Below are 15,456 nucleotides of genomic sequence, written 5' to 3'. Positions count from 1 at the left end.
GTCATTCGCACCTGGACACGCTGCTATTGATCCTGCGATCAACGACCGCTCTGTCCAAGGCTCACGTCGATACGGTGCTCTTTTTCGCTAAATAAAGGAGGAGCGAAGCGGGGGACATTCGCGAAAAAGAGCACCGTGTCGGCGTGAGCGACGCCCTGAACAGCAGCGCCCCAACGTAGCCCCACAGCCCTCAGAGAGTCAGAAGCTCACGCCCGCGACAAGAATGATGTTGGCGTAGGGCGTGCATTCGCCCGTGCGCACTATGGCGCGAGCTTTCGCACTGCGGCGCTTGAACTCCTCGTGTGACACGGTCTGCGGCGCGATGCCGAGCGACTGCGGATACCAACCCGGCAACTTCTTCGCATCGCCCAGCGCCTCGTCGGCCACCACGATGCTCTCCACCTGCATCTCCGACAGCACGGCCTTCAACACGTCGGTGATCAGCGGCACGCCGCGCATGAGCGCGAGGTCGATGCGCCGGGGGCCGTCGGGAATCGGCAGGCCGGCATCGCCGATCACGAGCATGTCGCCGTGGCCCAGAGCGGCAATCACTTGGGAGAGTTCGGCATGCAGCAGCGCAGAGCGTTTCACAGCGAGATCCAGTCGGGGGGCATGGGGCTGCGCAGCACGGCGTCGCGCTGCGGAATGGAGGGTTGGGCGCCGGGCTGCTGAATGCACAGCGCAGCGGCGCGGATGCCCAGGCGCACAGCTTCGTCAAAGGACTGGCTTTCGCCCAGTGCCACGGCGAGCGCGCCCAGGAAGGTATCTCCAGCGGCAGTGGTATCGACCGCCTGCACCTTCGGCGCGGGATGATGGCGTGCGCCATCGGCGTCGACCGCCACCGCACCGCGCGCGCCGAGCGTGACGACCACGCGCGCGATGCCCTTGGCGCGCAGCGCCTGCCCTGCGACGGCCGCTTCCTGCGGGCTGTCGGCCGACTGGCCGCACAGCGTTTGCGCTTCAATCTCGTTCACCACCAGCGTGTCGATCTGCGACCACAGCGGCTCGGCAATCGCCTGCACCGGCGACGGGTTGAGCAGCACCTTGCAGCCCGCGCCGTGCGCCACGGCAATGGCACGCGCGACCTGGTCCATCGGCGTCTCGAACTGCGTCACGAGGAAGGCCGCGCCTTGCACTTGCTGGCGCAGCGTGGCTTCGTCGATCTCGACCTTCGCATTGGCGCCCGGAATCATCACGATGCGGTTCTGGCCGCTGTCTTCGACCAGGATGAGCGCGGTGCCGGTCGGTTCGTCCGCCACGGTGCGCAGCGCCGCGGTGTCGATGCCATCGTGCTGCAGCGCGTCGCGCAGAGCCGCACCGTGCGCGTCGTCGCCAACGCAGCCGATCATTTGCACCTGCCCGCCTTCGCGCGCACAACTCACCGCCTGGTTGGCGCCCTTGCCGCCGGGAATGGTGGCGATCGAATGGCCCAGCAGGGTTTCACCCGCGGCCGGTGCGTGCGGCACGCGCAGCACCAGGTCCATGTTGAGGCTGCCAAGCACCACGATGCGTGGTGACTGGCTGCCGTTGGTGTTGCTACTGCTGCTGTGGCTGGAAGAAGACTGCGGACTCACGGGGTGCGGGACTTTCGGGTTTCCGTTGAAGGCGTTTCGGCGGCGACTGCCGCAGACGAAGCAGAAGAGGGGGCGGTGGCTTCGCGAAAACTCGCATGCCGCGCCGTCGAGGCGCGCACGCGCAATTCGGGCTGCAGCACCACCTTGCGCGCATCGCGGCGCTTGCCGCCCACGCGCTCCAGCAGCATGTCGACCGCCAGCGCGCCGATGCGTTCCTTGGGCTGCGCCACCGTGGTGAGCGGCGGACTGGTGTAGGCAGAGAGTTCGATGTCGTCGAAGCCGACGATGGAGAGTTCGTCAGGCACGTGCACGCCGCTTTCATGCGCCGCGCGCAGTGCGCCGATGGCCATCAGGTCGTTGCAGACGAACACGGCCGAGGGCTTTTCTTCGGTGCGCAGGATGGCGTGCATGGCCTCGTAGCCGCCCTGGCTGGTGAAGCCACCGCGCCACAGCAGCGCATCGGCATTCGCAATATCGGGTGTGGCGCCGATCTCGGCCAGCGCCATGCGCCAGCCTTCGATGCGTTGTTCGCTCGGCATCACGCCCACCGGCCCGCCGATGCAGGCGATGCGCTTGTGGCCCAGCGACAGCAGGTGCCGCACCGCGAGCAGGCCGCCCTGCATGTGCGCGGTTTCCACCAGGTCGCAGGCCGGGTCGGCGATCTCGCGGTCGACCAGCACGGTCGGAATGCGCAGGCCGCGCAGTTGGGTCACGAGCGAATCGTCGTCGCCGGCACCGGTCGACACCACGATCAGCCCGTCGATGCGGCGCTCGGCCAGCACCTGCAGGTAGACGCTCTGGCGATGGGGCTCGTCGTCGGTGTTGCACAGCACCAGCGTGTAGCCGGCGCCGAAGCAGCGGTCTTCCACGATGCGCACGATCTCGGCGAAGTAGGGGTTGGAGCTGTTCGGAATCAGCATGCCCAGCGTCGACGTGGTGTTGCTCTTCAGGCTGCGTGCCATTGCGTTGGGCACGTAGCCCAGTTCGCGGATGGCGAGTTCCACGCGCTCGCGCACCTTGGCGCTCACGTGGCGGGTGTCGTTGACCACGTGCGACACGGTGGTGACGGATACGTCCGCCTGGAGTGCGACGTCCTTGATGGTGGCCATGTGCTTGTCTGTTCCTGATTCGGTGGGGTGTCAGGCCAGGCGACGGTCGGCCCGGCGCTGGCGCAGGGTGTCGATGATGACCGCCACCACGATCACCGCGCCCGTGATGATGCGTTTGCTCGGCTCGCTCGCGCCCACCTGCGCCAGCCCGGCTTCGAGCACCGCGATGATCAGCACACCGAAGAAGGTGTTGACCACCGAGCCGCGTCCGCCCATCAGGCTGGTGCCGCCGATGACCACGGCCGCGATCACCTGCAGCTCGATGCCGACGCCGGCATTCGGGTCGGCCGCCTCGAGCCGTGCCGACTGCATCAGCCCCGCGAGCCCGGCCAGCAGGCCCGTGACGGCGAACACGATGATGCGGATCGGCCGCGGGTCCACGCCCGCCAGGCGCATGGCTTCTTCGTTGGTGCCGATGCCCACGACATGGCGGCCGAACACCGTGCGCGTGAGCACCATCTGCCCCACGACCACCAGCACCACCGCCAGCACGAAGGCGGCCGAGATGCCGCCGATCCACGGCGCGGCCAGGCCGGAGATGGCATCGCCCACGTACTGTGTGCGCGAATCGGTCACGAGGTAGGCACCGCCGCGCACCGCTTCGAGCATGCCCAGCGAGACGATGAAGCTCGGCAGCCGCCATGCGACCGACACCGCGCCCGTCACCGTGCCGCATACCAGTCCGGTGGCGAGGCCCAGCGCAGCCGCCAGCGGCACCGAGAGCTTCCATTCGAGAATCGCGGCCGCCGTCACGGCCGCGCTGAGCGCCAGCACCGAGCCGACCGACAGGTCGATGCCCGCGATGATCAGCACGAAGGTCATGCCGATCGCCATCACGGCCAGCGCGGGAATTTCGTTGGCGATCGAGACGAAGGTCTCGCGCGTCAGGAAGTATTCGCTCATCGAGCCGAAGAGCGCGATCATTCCGACGAGCACGACGGTCAGGCCGAGGTAGGTGCCCAACTGGCCCTTGAGCGCGGAAGGCGAGGTGGATGTCGAAGCAGGTGCGGTCATGGTGTGTCTGCGGTGGCCGGGGTCGGCGCGGCGGAAGTAGGGGCTGGCGTGATGGGCGTGGCGGCGCGTCCTGTCGCGTCGCTGAACGCGGCGGCCAGCAGCGATTGTTCGCTCCATTCGCCGCGTTCGAACACCGCGACCAGCCGGCCGGCGCTCATCACGCCGATGCGGTCGCACATGGCCATCAGCTCGCGCAGGTCGCTCGACACCATCAGCAGCGCTTTGCCGGCGTCGGTCATGCGGTCGAGTTCGGCGTACAGGTCGGCGCGTGCGCCGACATCCACGCCGCGCGTCGGTTCGTCGAGCAGCAGCACCTTGCATTCGCGGTGCAGCCAGCGTGCGAACACCACCTTCTGCTGGTTGCCGCCGCTCAGGGTGGCAACCGGTTGTTCGATGCTGCGCGAGCGGATGCGCAGCAGCTCCACCAGGCGTTGCGCGATGCCGCGCTCTTTGGCGCGCAGCAGCCAGCCGGCATGCGAGATCGCGCCCAGGTCGCTCAGCGTGGCGTTGACGCGGATCGACTGGGTGAGCAAGAGGCCTTGCGACTTGCGGTCTTCCGTCACCAGGCCGATGCCGGCGCGGATGGCCTGCATCGGCGAGCGCCAGCCCTTGCGCGCGCGCTGCGTCGGCTGCGTGCCGGACGCGGCGTCGTAGAGGGAAATTTCGCCGCGGTCCGCGCGGTCGGCGCCGAACAGCAGCCGCACCAGTTCGGTCCGGCCCGAGCCCACCAGCCCGGCCAGGCCCATGACTTCGCCGGCGCGCAGGTCGATGTCGACATCGCGCACCACCTGCGCCCGGCCCAGGCCGCGTGCACTCAGTAGCACCGGCCCGGCGACACGGCGCTCGCGCCCTTCGTGCTCGTGCACCTCGCGCCCCACCATGCGCTGCACCAGTTCGGATTCGCGCACGCCGGCCATGGCGCGCACGTCGACCAATCGGCCGTCGCGCAGCACCGCCACGCGGTCGGCAATGCGCTGAAGTTCTTCGAGGCGGTGCGACACATAGACGATGGCCACGCCGCGCGCCTTCAGCAGTTCGATCTGCTCGAACAGGTGCGAGGTCTCGCGCGGGGTGAGCATGGCGGTGGGCTCGTCGAGCACCAGCACGCGCGTGTCGTCCTGCAGGTTGCGGGCGATCTCGACCATCTGCTGCTGGCCGATGCCCAGCCGCGCCACCGGCGTGGCGGGGTCGATGTTCTCCATGCCGATCTTGGCGAGCTGGCGCGCGGCCAGCTCGTGCAGCCTGGCCTTGCGTATCCAGCCGGTCTTGTTGGGCAGGCGGTCGAGCAGCAGGTTCTCTGCCACCGACAGCGTGGTGACCAGCCCCAGCTCCTGCATGACCATGCGCACGCCCTGGCGCTCGGCGTCACGGCGTGAGCCCGGCCGGAAGGCCTTGCCGTCGAGCAGCATCTGGCCGCGCGTGGGCTGCACCAGGCCGCAGACGATCTTCGACAGCGTGCTCTTGCCCGCGCCGTTCTCGCCCGTGAGCGCGAGCACCTCGCCGGCGTTGAGCAGGAGCGAGACGTCGTCGAGCACCGGCGCCGCATAGTCCTTGCCGAGTGCGCTCAGCGAGAGCACGGGCACGGCGGGACTGGAATTCATGGCGGGTGCTGCGTTCAACGTCTTCGCTCTCTCGGTTTACTTGGAGTCTTTGGTGACCAGCACCACGTCGGTCTTCACTTCGGCGGGCATGGCCGACTGCGCCTTCTTGTCGGCGATGGCCTTCAGCGCGGTCTCGATGCCGAACACGGCCTGCTTGGCGGCGAACTGGTCGGCGGTGGCGAGCACGCGGCCGTCCTTCAGCATGGGCTTGATGGCGCCGATGTTGTCGTAGCCCACCACCAGCACCTTGCCGGTCTTGCCGGCGGCCTTGACCGCTGCGACCGCGCCCAGCGCCATGCTGTCGTTGCCGGCGAGCAGCGCCTTCAGATCGGGGTGTTCGCGCAGCATGCCGGCGGCCACGGTGTTGCCCTTGTCGATTTCCCACTGGCCCGACTGCACGCCCACCACCGTCACGCCGGCGGCCTTCATGGCATCTTGATAGCCCAGCGTGCGCTGCTGCGCATTGAAGGTGGTCGACACGCCTTCGATGATGCCGACCTTGTCGCCCGACTTCAGGTCCTTGGCGAGTGCGTCGCCGACGAGCTTGGCGCCGGCGCGGTTGTCGGGGCCGACGAAGGGCACCTGGATGCCCTTTTCCTTGAGCGCGGCGGCGTCGAGCTGGTTGTCGATGTTGACCACCAGGATGCCCTTGTCGATGGCTGCCTTGATCACCGGCACCAGCGCCTTCGAATCGGCGGGGGCGATGACCAGCGCATTGATCTTCTGCGCCATCATCTGCTCGACCATCTTGATCTGGGCGGAGGTGTCGGTCTCGTCCTTGATGCCATTGGCCACCAGCGTGTACTGCGAGGCGTTGGCTTTCTGGTGCGCCTTGGCGCCGTCTTCCATGGTGCGGAAGAACTCGTTGGCCAGCGACTTCATGACCAGCGCGACCTTCGGCTTGTCCTGGGCGAAGGCGGGCGATGCGGCAATGGCGCCCAGCAGCGTCAGTGCGGCAGCGCTTTGCAGGGTACGGCGGGTGAACTTCATGGTGTGTGTCTCCTGAGGTGGTTGAGCGGTACGCCGGTCTCTGGCCGGGGCTCCGATGTTAACCAGCGGAAACGTTTGCGCAAACGTTTGCTAATCGGTGCTAACCCTGAGGTTTCGCGGCCATGAAAGGTGGCCCGAAGACCTCCTGGGCGGGCCTGAAACCTTGCTCGCCTAAAATCGCCGGTTACCCAAGAGGACCCCCCATGAGTTTGCAATGCGGCATCGTCGGCCTGCCCAACGTCGGTAAATCCACCCTTTTCAATGCGTTGACCAAGGCCGGCATCGCAGCGGAAAACTATCCGTTCTGCACCATCGAGCCCAATGTGGGCGTGGTGGAAGTGCCCGATCCGCGGCTCGCGCAACTGAGCGAGATCGTCAAGCCCGAGCGCGTGGTGCCTGCCATCGTCGAGTTCGTCGACATCGCCGGCCTTGTGGCCGGTGCCAGCACCGGTGAAGGCCTGGGCAACAAGTTCCTGGCGCACATCCGTGAGACCGACGCTACGGTCAACGTGGTGCGCTGCTTCGACGACGAGAACGTGATCCACGTGGCCGGCAAGGTCGACCCGATCTCCGACATCGAAGTGATCCAGACCGAACTCTGCCTGGCCGACCTCGCCACGGTCGAGAAGGCGCTGCACCGCCACACCAAGGTTGCCCGTTCGGGCGACAAAGAAGCGCAGAAGCTGGTTGCCTTGCTCGAACGCTGCCAGGCCGCGCTGAACGAGAACACACCGGTGCGTGCACTGGAATTCACGAAGGAAGAGCAGCCGCTGGTCAAGACGTTCACGCTGATCACCGCCAAGCCCGCGATGTTCGTGGGCAATGTGGCCGAGGATGGCTTCGAGAACAACCCGTACCTCGACCGCCTGCGCGAATACGCCGCCAAGCAGGGCGCGCCCGTGGTCGCCATCTGCGCCAAGATCGAAGCCGACCTGTCCGAGATGGACGACGAGGACAAGAAGATGTTCCTCGCCGAAATCGGCCAGGAAGAACCGGGCCTGAACCGTTTGATCCGCGCGGCCTACAAGCTGCTGGGCCTGCAGACGTATTTCACCGCCGGCGTGAAGGAAGTTCGCGCCTGGACCATCCACATCGGCGACACCGGCCCGCAAGCGGCCGGCGTGATCCACGGCGACTTCGAGAAGGGCTACATCCGCGCCCAGACCATCGCGTTCGAGGACTACATCGCGTTCAAGGGCGAGCAGGGCGCCAAGGACGCGGGGAAAATGCGTTCGGAAGGCAAGGAATACGTCGTCAAGGATGGCGACGTGATGAACTTCCTGTTCAGCCCGACATAAGACGCCATAGAAGCAGCCGCCGCGGCGTCAGGGGCTGGCCGTGGCGCCTGCGGATCAGGACGCCGGAACTCCAAGGCGGCAGCGCGCATCGGGTACTCCAAGGATTTGCCCGAGATCGGCGGCTGCTTGCCGCCTGTCGCTGGTCGCTGGTCGACCCGCGACTTCATGGACCCTGGCTGCATGCTGGATTGTTCCAACCGATGCAGGGACATCAGCTGCAGCCTGCAGGCCTCGCGTCACGAAAACTCCCTGTCGACGTCTCCTCCAGCCCCACGTGCGACAGCGACAGTCGCCCGTCGCTACAGGCCTCGCTGTCCGGATCGGCGGGCGAGGACAACAACCCGGTCCCATGGCGCCTTGGGCAACCGCAATTCTGGCGATGGCAACCGCAGCGCGAACGTGCGACCTGCACGGCAATGCGACAGCGTTGAAGAGCCAAAAATGACGCGCCAGCCTATGGCCGCGCCTGCGGGAGCGTGCCCGCATCGCAGTTGCCAAACCTCGCCAGATCGCGCGGCCAATTTGCGTTTCTTTCTAAATAGATTTAGCGGAAGACCGTGATTTGCTCCTCAAAAATCAGAGTTGATTGCTGAATTTTGAGTTCAATCCTACATAGGATCGCTACGGGTTTTGTTTTTCAGTTGAATGCATTTTCTTGGGCAATCGATACTTTCGATTGCCGTCGAAGTTCGAATTGCACTGTCACTCTGGATTCAATTGAATTGGATTTTTCTGGCGGGCACAGGCTCTCGCATGGAAATTGTGAGCGTCGCCATTTTCCCCGGCAGTAAAAAATATCGGCTCCGCGTCACTCGCCAGCATGAGCCGCAAATGGAGTGATAAAAATCAATGCCAGTCTGACGTCGATCGTCAGGGCGAGCGATCAGTAAAAAGAGGGGTGACCGGGCAAGGACGCTGGCAACGCCTTGATGCTGGTGGCGATGCGTAATTGCCTTGGTGGCTGGGGCATCAACGCCACGTAAAAGGATCTATTGCGCACAAAGCTCGCTGCCAGGTAAATCGGTTGAACAATTGTCCAAAAAAATGAAAAAAGGGAATCAATGAATCAATTCTTCACGCGGCTTCTTGCCGGATGTCTCATGGCTGCGGGTTTGCAGATCGCTGCCGCGGCGGCACAGGTGCCGGACGTGGCGTCCGATGAATTGCTCCGCGCCGCGACCGAAATTCTTCAGAAAGCCGACGCCGACCGATCGGGCGAGCTTTGGGATTCGGGCTCCAGTGTGCTGAAGAGCCGCATGAGCAAGGCCACCTTTATCCAGGCCACGCGAAAGGCACGGCAGTCCATGGGGCCTGTGGTGGACCGCGATTGGTCGACTGTGACGCGCCTCAAGTACCTGGCGGACAACGAGTCCGGTTTCCCCGCGGGTCTCTATGCCAATGTCGTGTTCTCCACCCACTTGAACAGCGGGAAAAGAGCCTCCGAAAAGATCAGCTTTGCGATGGAGAACAACAACTGGAGCTTCACGGGGTATGCGATAGCGCGAGAGGTGCCGGACATCACCGTGGCGCCGGCCAAGCCTGCTACCCAGCCATCGCCGCCCTCGGCGCCCGGTGCCAGCGTTGCCGAGGTCGAAGCGGCCGTGCACGCCTGGGCCTCGGCCTGGTCGGCCCGGGACATGGATCGCTACTTGGCGGCCTATGCGCCCGAGTTCACACCAGCCCGCAGCCAGAGCCGCAAGAGCTGGGAAGAAGAACGCCGTGCCCGCATTACCGGCAAGTCGAGCATCGACGTCGCCGTTGAAGACCTGGTGATCGGCATCAACGGTCAGACCGCGAGTGCTCGATTTCGGCAGAACTACCGCGCGGACAAGCTGAGGGAGGCCAGCCGCAAGACGCTGGAGTTGCAGCGCTCGGGCAGCCAATGGCTGATCCGCAAAGAAAGCACCGGCGGCTGACATCGCCGCGAGCTGCAATGACCTCGACTTCCAACGACGATCTCCTGGCCCAAGTCGTGTTTGCCTCTACCCAGGCAGGCGAGCAAATCATGCGCAGGGACGGGACGCTTCCTCCATTGGGTATCGCATTCCTTGGCGAGGCGGCCAATTTTCAGGTGCTGAATCCTCTGGAAGAAGACGGGGCGAAAGACCTCGGCGGCGAGCGGCTCCAGGAGCGGGTACATGAGCGTCTTTGCGCCATCGCCCAGCAGCGCGACGACGTCCTCGCTGTTTCAACCGTCTTGTACAAACGGGAAAGGGGACGGATTTATGTTCAGGTTGAACTTCCCGATGAAGTGCTGCGGCCGCTTGCCTTTGCTGTAGCGAGGGTGAATGGCGTATGGACCGTCTCGGACAGCTGGATGCCGCTTCACCACTTCGTCGCGGCGCCCGTCTTTGCGCGCTGATGCAAGGCGGGAAACGGTCTCGATTGTCACCAGGCCGGCTTCGTCATCGAACAGCCCGTCGCCGCGGGAGCCCGTGGACACCGGCGCGGAGGTCTGGATGATCGGCAGCTGGCCTCGCGACCGGGGCCGCAAGGCGGAGATCGGCCCTTCGGTCAACGTGAGTTCGAGTCCGTGCGGGCTGCCGATGGCGAACACGCGCAGGCCTCCAACCGGTGCAATCTGCACGGCCGGCAACTGCAGCGCCCACGCGTGGCAGGCGAGGGCATCGAGCCAGAACACGGCTGCCAAGGGCTTCCTGGGCCGGAGAGGTTTTTCATTCGGGCGAGTGCAGGAAGCGAGCACTCCGGTTCCCTGTAGGCGGGGACACCGTGTCGATGGGTGTCAAAGCCCCGTAGTTCCTGTTGTTGGTTAGACTGCGCGCGCCCCGATTTCTCCACAAGGTCCGCCGCCATGCTCACCGTCCACCACCTCAACAACTCGCGCTCGCAACGTGTGCTCTGGCTGCTCGAAGAGCTCGAGTTGCCTTACGAGATCGTTCACTACCAGCGCGATGCGCAGACCATGTTGGCGCCCGCTTCGCTGCGGGCCGTGCATCCGCTGGGCAAGTCACCGGTGGTAACGACGGATGACGGCATCACCCTCGCGGAATCGGGCGCGATCGTCGAGACGCTCATCGAGCGTTACGGCAATGGCCGCCTGGCGCCTGCGGCCGGCACGCCGGACGCGATCCGTTATCGCTACTGGCTGCACTTTGCCGAAGGCACGGCCATGTCGCCGCTGTTGCTGAAGCTGGTGTTCGACCGGATCGAGACGAGCAAGATGCCGTTCTTCGCGAAGCCGGTTGCCAAGGCGATCGCGTCCAAGGCCAAGTCGGCGTTCATCAATCCGAATATCGCGAGCCACCTGAACTTCATGGAAGCAGAGCTGGGCAAGTGCGAGTGGTTCGCGGGCGATGCGTTCACGGGCGCGGACATCCAGATGAGCTTCCCGGTCGAAGCCTCGCAGGCGCGCGGCGGGCTCGATGCGAAGCGGCCCAAACTCATGGCGTATCTGGAGCGCATCCACGCGCGTCCTGCGTACAAGCGCGCGCTGGAGCGCGGCGGCCCTTACGGCCTGTTGAGCTGAGGCGCTGGTCTCAGGACGGGAAGACGTAGAGCAGCGCGACCGTCATGGTCACGTAGCGCAGGAATTTCCCGATCGCCATGTAGGCCACGCAAGGCCAGAACGGCAGCTTGAGCCAGCCCGCCACCGCGCACAGCGGATCGCCCACCAGCGGCAGCCAGGCCAGCAGGCAGGCCTTGGGCCCGAGCCGTTCGAGCCAGCCGAGCACGCGCACATGGTGCTTCGAGTGCGAGTACTTGTCGGCCACCTTGTGGGCGCCGTAGCCCATCCACCAGTCGACTGCACCCCCCAGCGTGTTGCCTACGGTCGCCACCGCGATGGCCGGCCAGAACATGTCGGGGTTGAGCTTGAGCAGGCCGAACAGAACGGGCTCGGAGCCCACCGGCAGCAATGTCGCGGAGACGAATGCGGCGACGAACAGGGTCGACAGACCGTACTGCGGCAGCGCCAGCAGCGCCATGAGGGAGTCGAGCCAGGCTTGCATAGAGTCGGCGAAGTATAGGCAGCGCTCACGTCGCAACCATGTGGGAGAAAGCCCCGCGAACCACTGGTGTTTACGCCTGTGCCAAAGGCGCAAATCGTTTCAGTCGCTGAAATGCGGGGTGGCTACAATCGTGCCTCATTTTTCAGCAGCCGAGCTCGCACCGCTTCCTTCCAAATGACCTTGCAGATCGGCACACACACGCTGGAAAACCGCCTGTTCGTCGCGCCCATGGCCGGCGTGACGGACCGGCCCTTCCGCATGCTGTGCCGCGAACTCGGCGCCGGCTATGCGGTCAGCGAGATGGTCACGTCGCGCAAGGAACTGTGGGGCACGCTCAAGACTTCGCGCCGCGCCAACCACGACGGCGAGCCGGGCCCCATTGCCGTTCAGATCGCCGGCACCGACGCAGCCATGATGGCCGAGGCCACGGTCTACAACATCGAGCGTGGCGCGCAGATCATCGACATCAACATGGGCTGCCCGGCCAAGAAGGTCTGCAACAAGTGGGCTGGCTCTGCGCTGATGCGCGACGAGCCGCTGGCTTTGGAAATCGTGCAGGCCGTGGTCGATGCCGCGCAGCCGTACAACGTGCCGGTCACGCTCAAGATGCGCACCGGTTGGAGCGACGAACAGCGCAACGCGGTGAAGCTTGCGCGCGATTTCGAATCGGCCGGCGTGCAGATGCTCACGGTGCACGGACGCACGCGCGAGCAGGGCTACAAGGGGCACGCCGAATACGACACCATCGCGGCAGTGAAGGCCGCGGTGCGCGTGCCGGTGGTGGCCAACGGCGATATCCGTTCGCCGGAGAAAGCACGCGACGTGCTCGCGGCCACCGGCGCCGATGCGGTGATGATCGGCCGCGCCGCGCAAGGCCGCCCCTGGATCTTTCGCGAGATCGCGCACTTCCTGGAAACGGGCACGTACCGCGCGCCGCCGCTGGTGGCGGAAGTGCGCCGCTTGCTGCTCGACCATCTGGTGGAGCACTATGCGCTGTACGGCGACTACAGCGGCGTGCGCACCGCGCGCAAGCACATCGGCTGGTACGTGCGCACCCTGCCCGACGGCGAGGCCTTTCGCGGGCGGATGAACAGCATCGAGGACTGCGGCGAGCAACTGCGCGCCGTCGGTGATTATTTCGACGGGCTTGCGGACCGGATGGACCGCATGCCTGCACACCAGGCAGACGAAGAGCTGTCCGGTGAAGAGGAGGCGGCTTGCGCCGTCGATTGAGAAGAAGAGAAGAAGCAATGAGCAAGAAACACATCGAGGACTGCGTGCGCACCAGTCTGGACAGCTACTTTCGCGATCTGCGCGGCACCGAACCCGACGGCATGTACGAGATGCTCGTGCGCGTGGTCGAGAAACCCCTGCTCGACGTCGTGATGACGCGCGCGGAGGGCAACCAATCCAAAGCCGCGCAATGGTTGGGCCTGAATCGCAACACCCTTCGCAAGAAGCTGGTCGAGCACAAACTTTTGAAATAACTCCACGGCATACCCCATGGCCCAGACTGCACTCATCTCCGTTTCCGACAAAACCGGCATCCTTGAATTCGCCCAGGCGCTGCATGCGCTGGGCATCAAGCTGTTGTCCACCGGCGGCACCGCCAAGCTGCTGGCCGACGCCGGCCTGCCAGTGACCGAAGTCGCCGACCACACCGGCTTTCCTGAAATGCTCGACGGCCGCGTGAAGACGCTGCATCCGAAGATCCACGGCGGCCTGCTCGCGCGCCGCGACCTGCCCGCCCACGTGGCGGCGATCAAGGAACACGGCATCGACACCATCGACCTGTTGATCGTCAATCTCTATCCGTTCGAGGCGACCGTGGCCAAGCCCGGCTGCACGCTCGAAGACGCGATCGAGAACATCGACATCGGCGGCCCGGCCATGGTGCGCAGCGCGGCCAAGAACTGGAAGGACGTCGGCGTGCTCACCGACGCGTCGCAGTACGCCGTGGCATTGGCCGAGCTGAAGGCCGACGGCCAGCTCAGTGACAAGACCAAGTTCGCGTTCTCGGTGGCCGCGTTCAACCGCATCGCCGACTACGACGGCGCCATCAGCGACTACCTCTCGGCCATCGACTTCGATGCCAGCATCGGCCAGCCCGCGCCCAAGCGCTCGCTGTTCCCCGCGCAAAGCAATGGCCGTTTCGTGAAGGTGCAGGACCTGCGCTACGGCGAGAACCCGCACCAGCAGGCCGCGTTCTACCGCGACCTGCATCCGGCACCCGGCTCGCTCGTGTCGGCCAAGCAACTGCAGGGCAAGGAACTCAGCTACAACAACATCGCCGATGCGGACGCCGCATGGGAATGCGTCAAGAGCTTCGACGTGCCGGCCTGCGTGATCGTCAAGCACGCCAACCCCTGCGGCGTGGCCGTGGGCAAGGACGCGGCCGAAGCCTATGGCAAGGCCTTCAAGACCGACCCGACCTCGGCCTTCGGCGGCATCATCGCCTTCAATCGCCCGGTCGATGGCGCAACCGCGCAGGAGATCGCCAAGCAGTTCGTCGAAGTGCTGATGGCACCGGGCTACACGCCCGAAGCACTCGAAGTCTTCCAGGCCACCAAGGCCAAGCTCAATGTGCGCGTGCTCGAAATCGCGCTGCCCAAGGGCGGCGCGAGCGACTGGGACAACGGCCGCAATGCGATGGACGTCAAGCGCGTCGGCTCGGGCCTGCTGATCCAGACCGCCGACAACCACGAGCTCGCGGCCAGCGACCTCAAGGTCGTCAGCAAGAAGCAGCCCACGCCGCAGCAACTGCAAGACCTGCTGTTCGCATGGAAGGTCGCGAAGTACGTCAAGAGCAACGCCATCGTGTTCTGTGCCGATGGCATGACCATGGGCGTTGGCGCGGGCCAGATGAGCCGCCTCGACTCGGCACGCATCGCGAGCATCAAGGCAGAACACGCCGGCTTGTCGCTGAAGAACACCGCAGTGGCGAGCGACGCCTTCTTCCCGTTCCGCGACGGCCTCGACGTGGTGGTCGATGCGGGCGCGAGCTGCGTCATCCAGCCGGGTGGCTCAATGCGCGATCAGGAAGTGATCGATGCCGCAGACGAGCGCGGCGTGGTCATGGTGTTGTCAGGCGTGCGCCACTTCAGGCATTGAAGGGGCTTCTTCAGCTTCTTCGAGAACACCGCGGAACCGGCTTTGCCGGGCCGCTGGTGTTGCCCCCGGTAGGGGGTTGGCGAAGCGACACGAAGTGCGCGTAGCCTGGGGGTGAGCCTATTCTCCGAACCGGTACTTCAACTGGAAGGTGAGTGCACCGTACAGCCGGTTCTTGATCGTCGGCACGTACGCGATGTTCAGTCCCCAGTTCTTGCCTTCGATGGCGGCCGTCGGAATGATGGCGGGGAACCAGTTGCCGTTGCGGTAGTTCGGGTAGCCGTCGAAGCCGCCCACCACCGCGCCGAACTTCACGCCGTAGAACTCGAAGGGCAGCACATACAGGCCGACGTAGTTCGATTGCTTGCGGTCGCTGTTGTGGAAGGTGCCGGCCGTGATGCGGTAGGTGTCGCTCAGCGGGTACTCGAAGCCCAGCCCCTGGTTGACGTTCTCGAGGCCTCTGCCGCTGTCGAAGTGCGCCGAATAGAAACCCGGATTGATCCAGATGTTCTTCGGCTCGAAGGACTGTGCAAGCGCGAGGCCGGGGAAAAGAAGGGAAGCACTCAATGCCGGCAGCAGGCGCAAGGCGTTCATGGTCGATGGCGTTCTGAAAATCTCTCTGGCCGCTTCTGCGGCGGCCGCGATGTTTTCCTCCCCGTGTGCTGCGCTCTGCGAAGCCTGCTTCGCAGAGCGCGGGGGCAATATACACGCCGCGATCTTGAAAGCCGCGAAAGCGCGCGCCGATTTTTTGCGTGCTCGGCTGTCATCACCATGGCATGGTGCCGTGCTTGCAG

The 15,456-nt window shown here is 65.1% G+C and carries 15 protein-coding genes and 1 pseudogene; 7 read left to right on the top strand and 9 right to left on the bottom strand.

All coding sequences use genetic code 11. From position 1 onward, the window contains the following. Positions 1-198: 198 nt before the first annotated feature. The 6 genes from rbsD to H7F35_RS07415 are packed head-to-tail and all read right to left on the bottom strand — an operon-like array spanning position 199 to position 6,288. Entirely contained in the window at positions 199-591 is a 393-nt protein-coding gene (gene rbsD / locus H7F35_RS07440) for a D-ribose pyranase (protein ID WP_187112281.1), read from the bottom strand. Beyond that, positions 588-1,574 (bottom strand): ribokinase, encoded by a 987-nt coding sequence (gene rbsK / locus H7F35_RS07435; protein ID WP_410010766.1) that lies wholly within the window; start codon positions 1,572-1,574, stop codon positions 588-590. Before rbsK ends, rbsD begins: the two co-directional genes overlap by 4 nt. Then, positions 1,571-2,683: a LacI family DNA-binding transcriptional regulator gene (locus H7F35_RS07430; protein ID WP_187112280.1), complete on the bottom strand. Its 1,113-nt coding sequence runs from the start codon at positions 2,681-2,683 to the stop codon at positions 1,571-1,573. The genes rbsK and H7F35_RS07430 overlap by 4 nt, the downstream gene beginning before the upstream one ends. A 30-nt stretch (positions 2,684-2,713) precedes the next feature. Beyond that, positions 2,714-3,697: an ABC transporter permease gene (locus tag H7F35_RS07425; protein ID WP_187112279.1), complete on the bottom strand. Its 984-nt coding sequence runs from the start codon at positions 3,695-3,697 to the stop codon at positions 2,714-2,716. Beyond that, the gene (locus H7F35_RS07420; protein ID WP_187112278.1) at positions 3,694-5,298 is read right to left on the bottom strand and encodes a sugar ABC transporter ATP-binding protein; all 1,605 of its coding nucleotides are present in this window, start codon (positions 5,296-5,298) and stop codon (positions 3,694-3,696) included. The genes H7F35_RS07425 and H7F35_RS07420 overlap by 4 nt, the downstream gene beginning before the upstream one ends. A gap of 36 nt (positions 5,299-5,334) precedes the next feature. Next, positions 5,335-6,288 (bottom strand): sugar ABC transporter substrate-binding protein, encoded by a 954-nt coding sequence (locus tag H7F35_RS07415; RefSeq protein WP_187112277.1) that lies wholly within the window; start codon positions 6,286-6,288, stop codon positions 5,335-5,337. Positions 6,289-6,491: 203 nt separating this feature from the next. Between H7F35_RS07415 and ychF the strand changes: the two genes are divergently transcribed. From ychF to H7F35_RS07400, 3 genes are all read left to right on the top strand, one after another. Beyond that, on the top strand, positions 6,492-7,586 hold the full coding sequence (gene ychF / locus H7F35_RS07410) for a redox-regulated ATPase YchF (RefSeq protein WP_187112276.1): 1,095 nt from the start codon (positions 6,492-6,494) through the stop codon (positions 7,584-7,586). Between the two features lie 1,061 nt (positions 7,587-8,647). After that, positions 8,648-9,502: a DUF4019 domain-containing protein gene (locus tag H7F35_RS07405; protein ID WP_187112275.1), complete on the top strand. Its 855-nt coding sequence runs from the start codon at positions 8,648-8,650 to the stop codon at positions 9,500-9,502. 17 nt (positions 9,503-9,519) lie between these two features. Continuing rightward, positions 9,520-9,948 carry a hypothetical protein gene (locus H7F35_RS07400; RefSeq protein ID WP_187112274.1) on the top strand — a complete coding sequence of 143 codons (429 nt, stop codon included), beginning with the start codon at positions 9,520-9,522 and terminating at the stop codon, positions 9,946-9,948. Positions 9,949-10,035: 87 nt separating this feature from the next. Here H7F35_RS07400 and H7F35_RS35110 read toward each other — a convergent pair. After that, positions 10,036-10,143: pseudogene (locus tag H7F35_RS35110) on the bottom strand (serine protease); the annotation flags it as partial. A gap of 255 nt (positions 10,144-10,398) precedes the next feature. On the opposite strand from H7F35_RS35110, the gene H7F35_RS07395 reads away from it, so the two are divergent. Further along, on the top strand, positions 10,399-11,073 hold the full coding sequence (locus tag H7F35_RS07395) for a glutathione S-transferase (protein ID WP_187112273.1): 675 nt from the start codon (positions 10,399-10,401) through the stop codon (positions 11,071-11,073). A 10-nt stretch (positions 11,074-11,083) separates the two neighbouring features. On the opposite strand, the gene H7F35_RS07390 is transcribed toward H7F35_RS07395, so the two are convergent. After that, the gene (locus H7F35_RS07390) at positions 11,084-11,554 is read right to left on the bottom strand and encodes a YqaA family protein (protein WP_187112272.1); all 471 of its coding nucleotides are present in this window, start codon (positions 11,552-11,554) and stop codon (positions 11,084-11,086) included. Between the two features lie 174 nt (positions 11,555-11,728). Between H7F35_RS07390 and dusB the strand changes: the two genes are divergently transcribed. Genes dusB through purH form a run of 3 tightly spaced genes read left to right on the top strand, consistent with a single transcriptional unit; the run spans position 11,729 to position 14,665 of the window. Further along, the gene (gene dusB, locus H7F35_RS07385) at positions 11,729-12,787 is read left to right on the top strand and encodes a tRNA dihydrouridine synthase DusB (protein WP_187112271.1); all 1,059 of its coding nucleotides are present in this window, start codon (positions 11,729-11,731) and stop codon (positions 12,785-12,787) included. A 17-nt stretch (positions 12,788-12,804) separates the two neighbouring features. After that, the gene (locus tag H7F35_RS07380; RefSeq protein WP_007838304.1) at positions 12,805-13,041 is read left to right on the top strand and encodes a Fis family transcriptional regulator; all 237 of its coding nucleotides are present in this window, start codon (positions 12,805-12,807) and stop codon (positions 13,039-13,041) included. A 16-nt stretch (positions 13,042-13,057) separates the two neighbouring features. Beyond that, positions 13,058-14,665 carry a bifunctional phosphoribosylaminoimidazolecarboxamide formyltransferase/IMP cyclohydrolase gene (gene purH / locus H7F35_RS07375; protein ID WP_187112270.1) on the top strand — a complete coding sequence of 536 codons (1,608 nt, stop codon included), beginning with the start codon at positions 13,058-13,060 and terminating at the stop codon, positions 14,663-14,665. A 117-nt stretch (positions 14,666-14,782) separates the two neighbouring features. Here the strand turns inward: purH and H7F35_RS07370 are convergent, their stop codons facing one another. Next, complete coding sequence (locus H7F35_RS07370; protein WP_187112269.1) at positions 14,783-15,256, bottom strand: hypothetical protein; 474 nt, start codon at positions 15,254-15,256, stop codon at positions 14,783-14,785. Positions 15,257-15,456 lie beyond the last annotated feature (200 nt).

Origin of the sequence: Variovorax sp. PAMC26660, assembly GCF_014302995.1 — a bacterium.
Classification (GTDB): Bacteria; Pseudomonadota; Gammaproteobacteria; order Burkholderiales; family Burkholderiaceae_C; genus Variovorax.
This window is presented reverse-complemented; position numbering and strand designations above follow the sequence as displayed.

Coding starts and splice junctions, on each gene's coding strand:
- H7F35_RS07430 (WP_187112280.1), bottom strand. CDS start 2,683: ATGGCCACCATCAAGGACGTCGCACTCCAGGCGGACGTATCCGTCACC.
- H7F35_RS07425 (WP_187112279.1), bottom strand. CDS start 3,697: ATGACCGCACCTGCTTCGACATCCACCTCGCCTTCCGCGCTCAAGGGC.
- H7F35_RS07420 (WP_187112278.1), bottom strand. CDS start 5,298: ATGAATTCCAGTCCCGCCGTGCCCGTGCTCTCGCTGAGCGCACTCGGC.
- H7F35_RS07415 (WP_187112277.1), bottom strand. CDS start 6,288: ATGAAGTTCACCCGCCGTACCCTGCAAAGCGCTGCCGCACTGACGCTG.
- ychF (WP_187112276.1), top strand. CDS start 6,492: ATGAGTTTGCAATGCGGCATCGTCGGCCTGCCCAACGTCGGTAAATCC.
- H7F35_RS07405 (WP_187112275.1), top strand. CDS start 8,648: ATGAATCAATTCTTCACGCGGCTTCTTGCCGGATGTCTCATGGCTGCG.
- H7F35_RS07400 (WP_187112274.1), top strand. CDS start 9,520: ATGACCTCGACTTCCAACGACGATCTCCTGGCCCAAGTCGTGTTTGCC.
- H7F35_RS07395 (WP_187112273.1), top strand. CDS start 10,399: ATGCTCACCGTCCACCACCTCAACAACTCGCGCTCGCAACGTGTGCTC.
- H7F35_RS07390 (WP_187112272.1), bottom strand. CDS start 11,554: ATGCAAGCCTGGCTCGACTCCCTCATGGCGCTGCTGGCGCTGCCGCAG.
- dusB (WP_187112271.1), top strand. CDS start 11,729: ATGACCTTGCAGATCGGCACACACACGCTGGAAAACCGCCTGTTCGTC.
- H7F35_RS07380 (WP_007838304.1), top strand. CDS start 12,805: ATGAGCAAGAAACACATCGAGGACTGCGTGCGCACCAGTCTGGACAGC.
- purH (WP_187112270.1), top strand. CDS start 13,058: ATGGCCCAGACTGCACTCATCTCCGTTTCCGACAAAACCGGCATCCTT.
- H7F35_RS07370 (WP_187112269.1), bottom strand. CDS start 15,256: ATGAACGCCTTGCGCCTGCTGCCGGCATTGAGTGCTTCCCTTCTTTTC.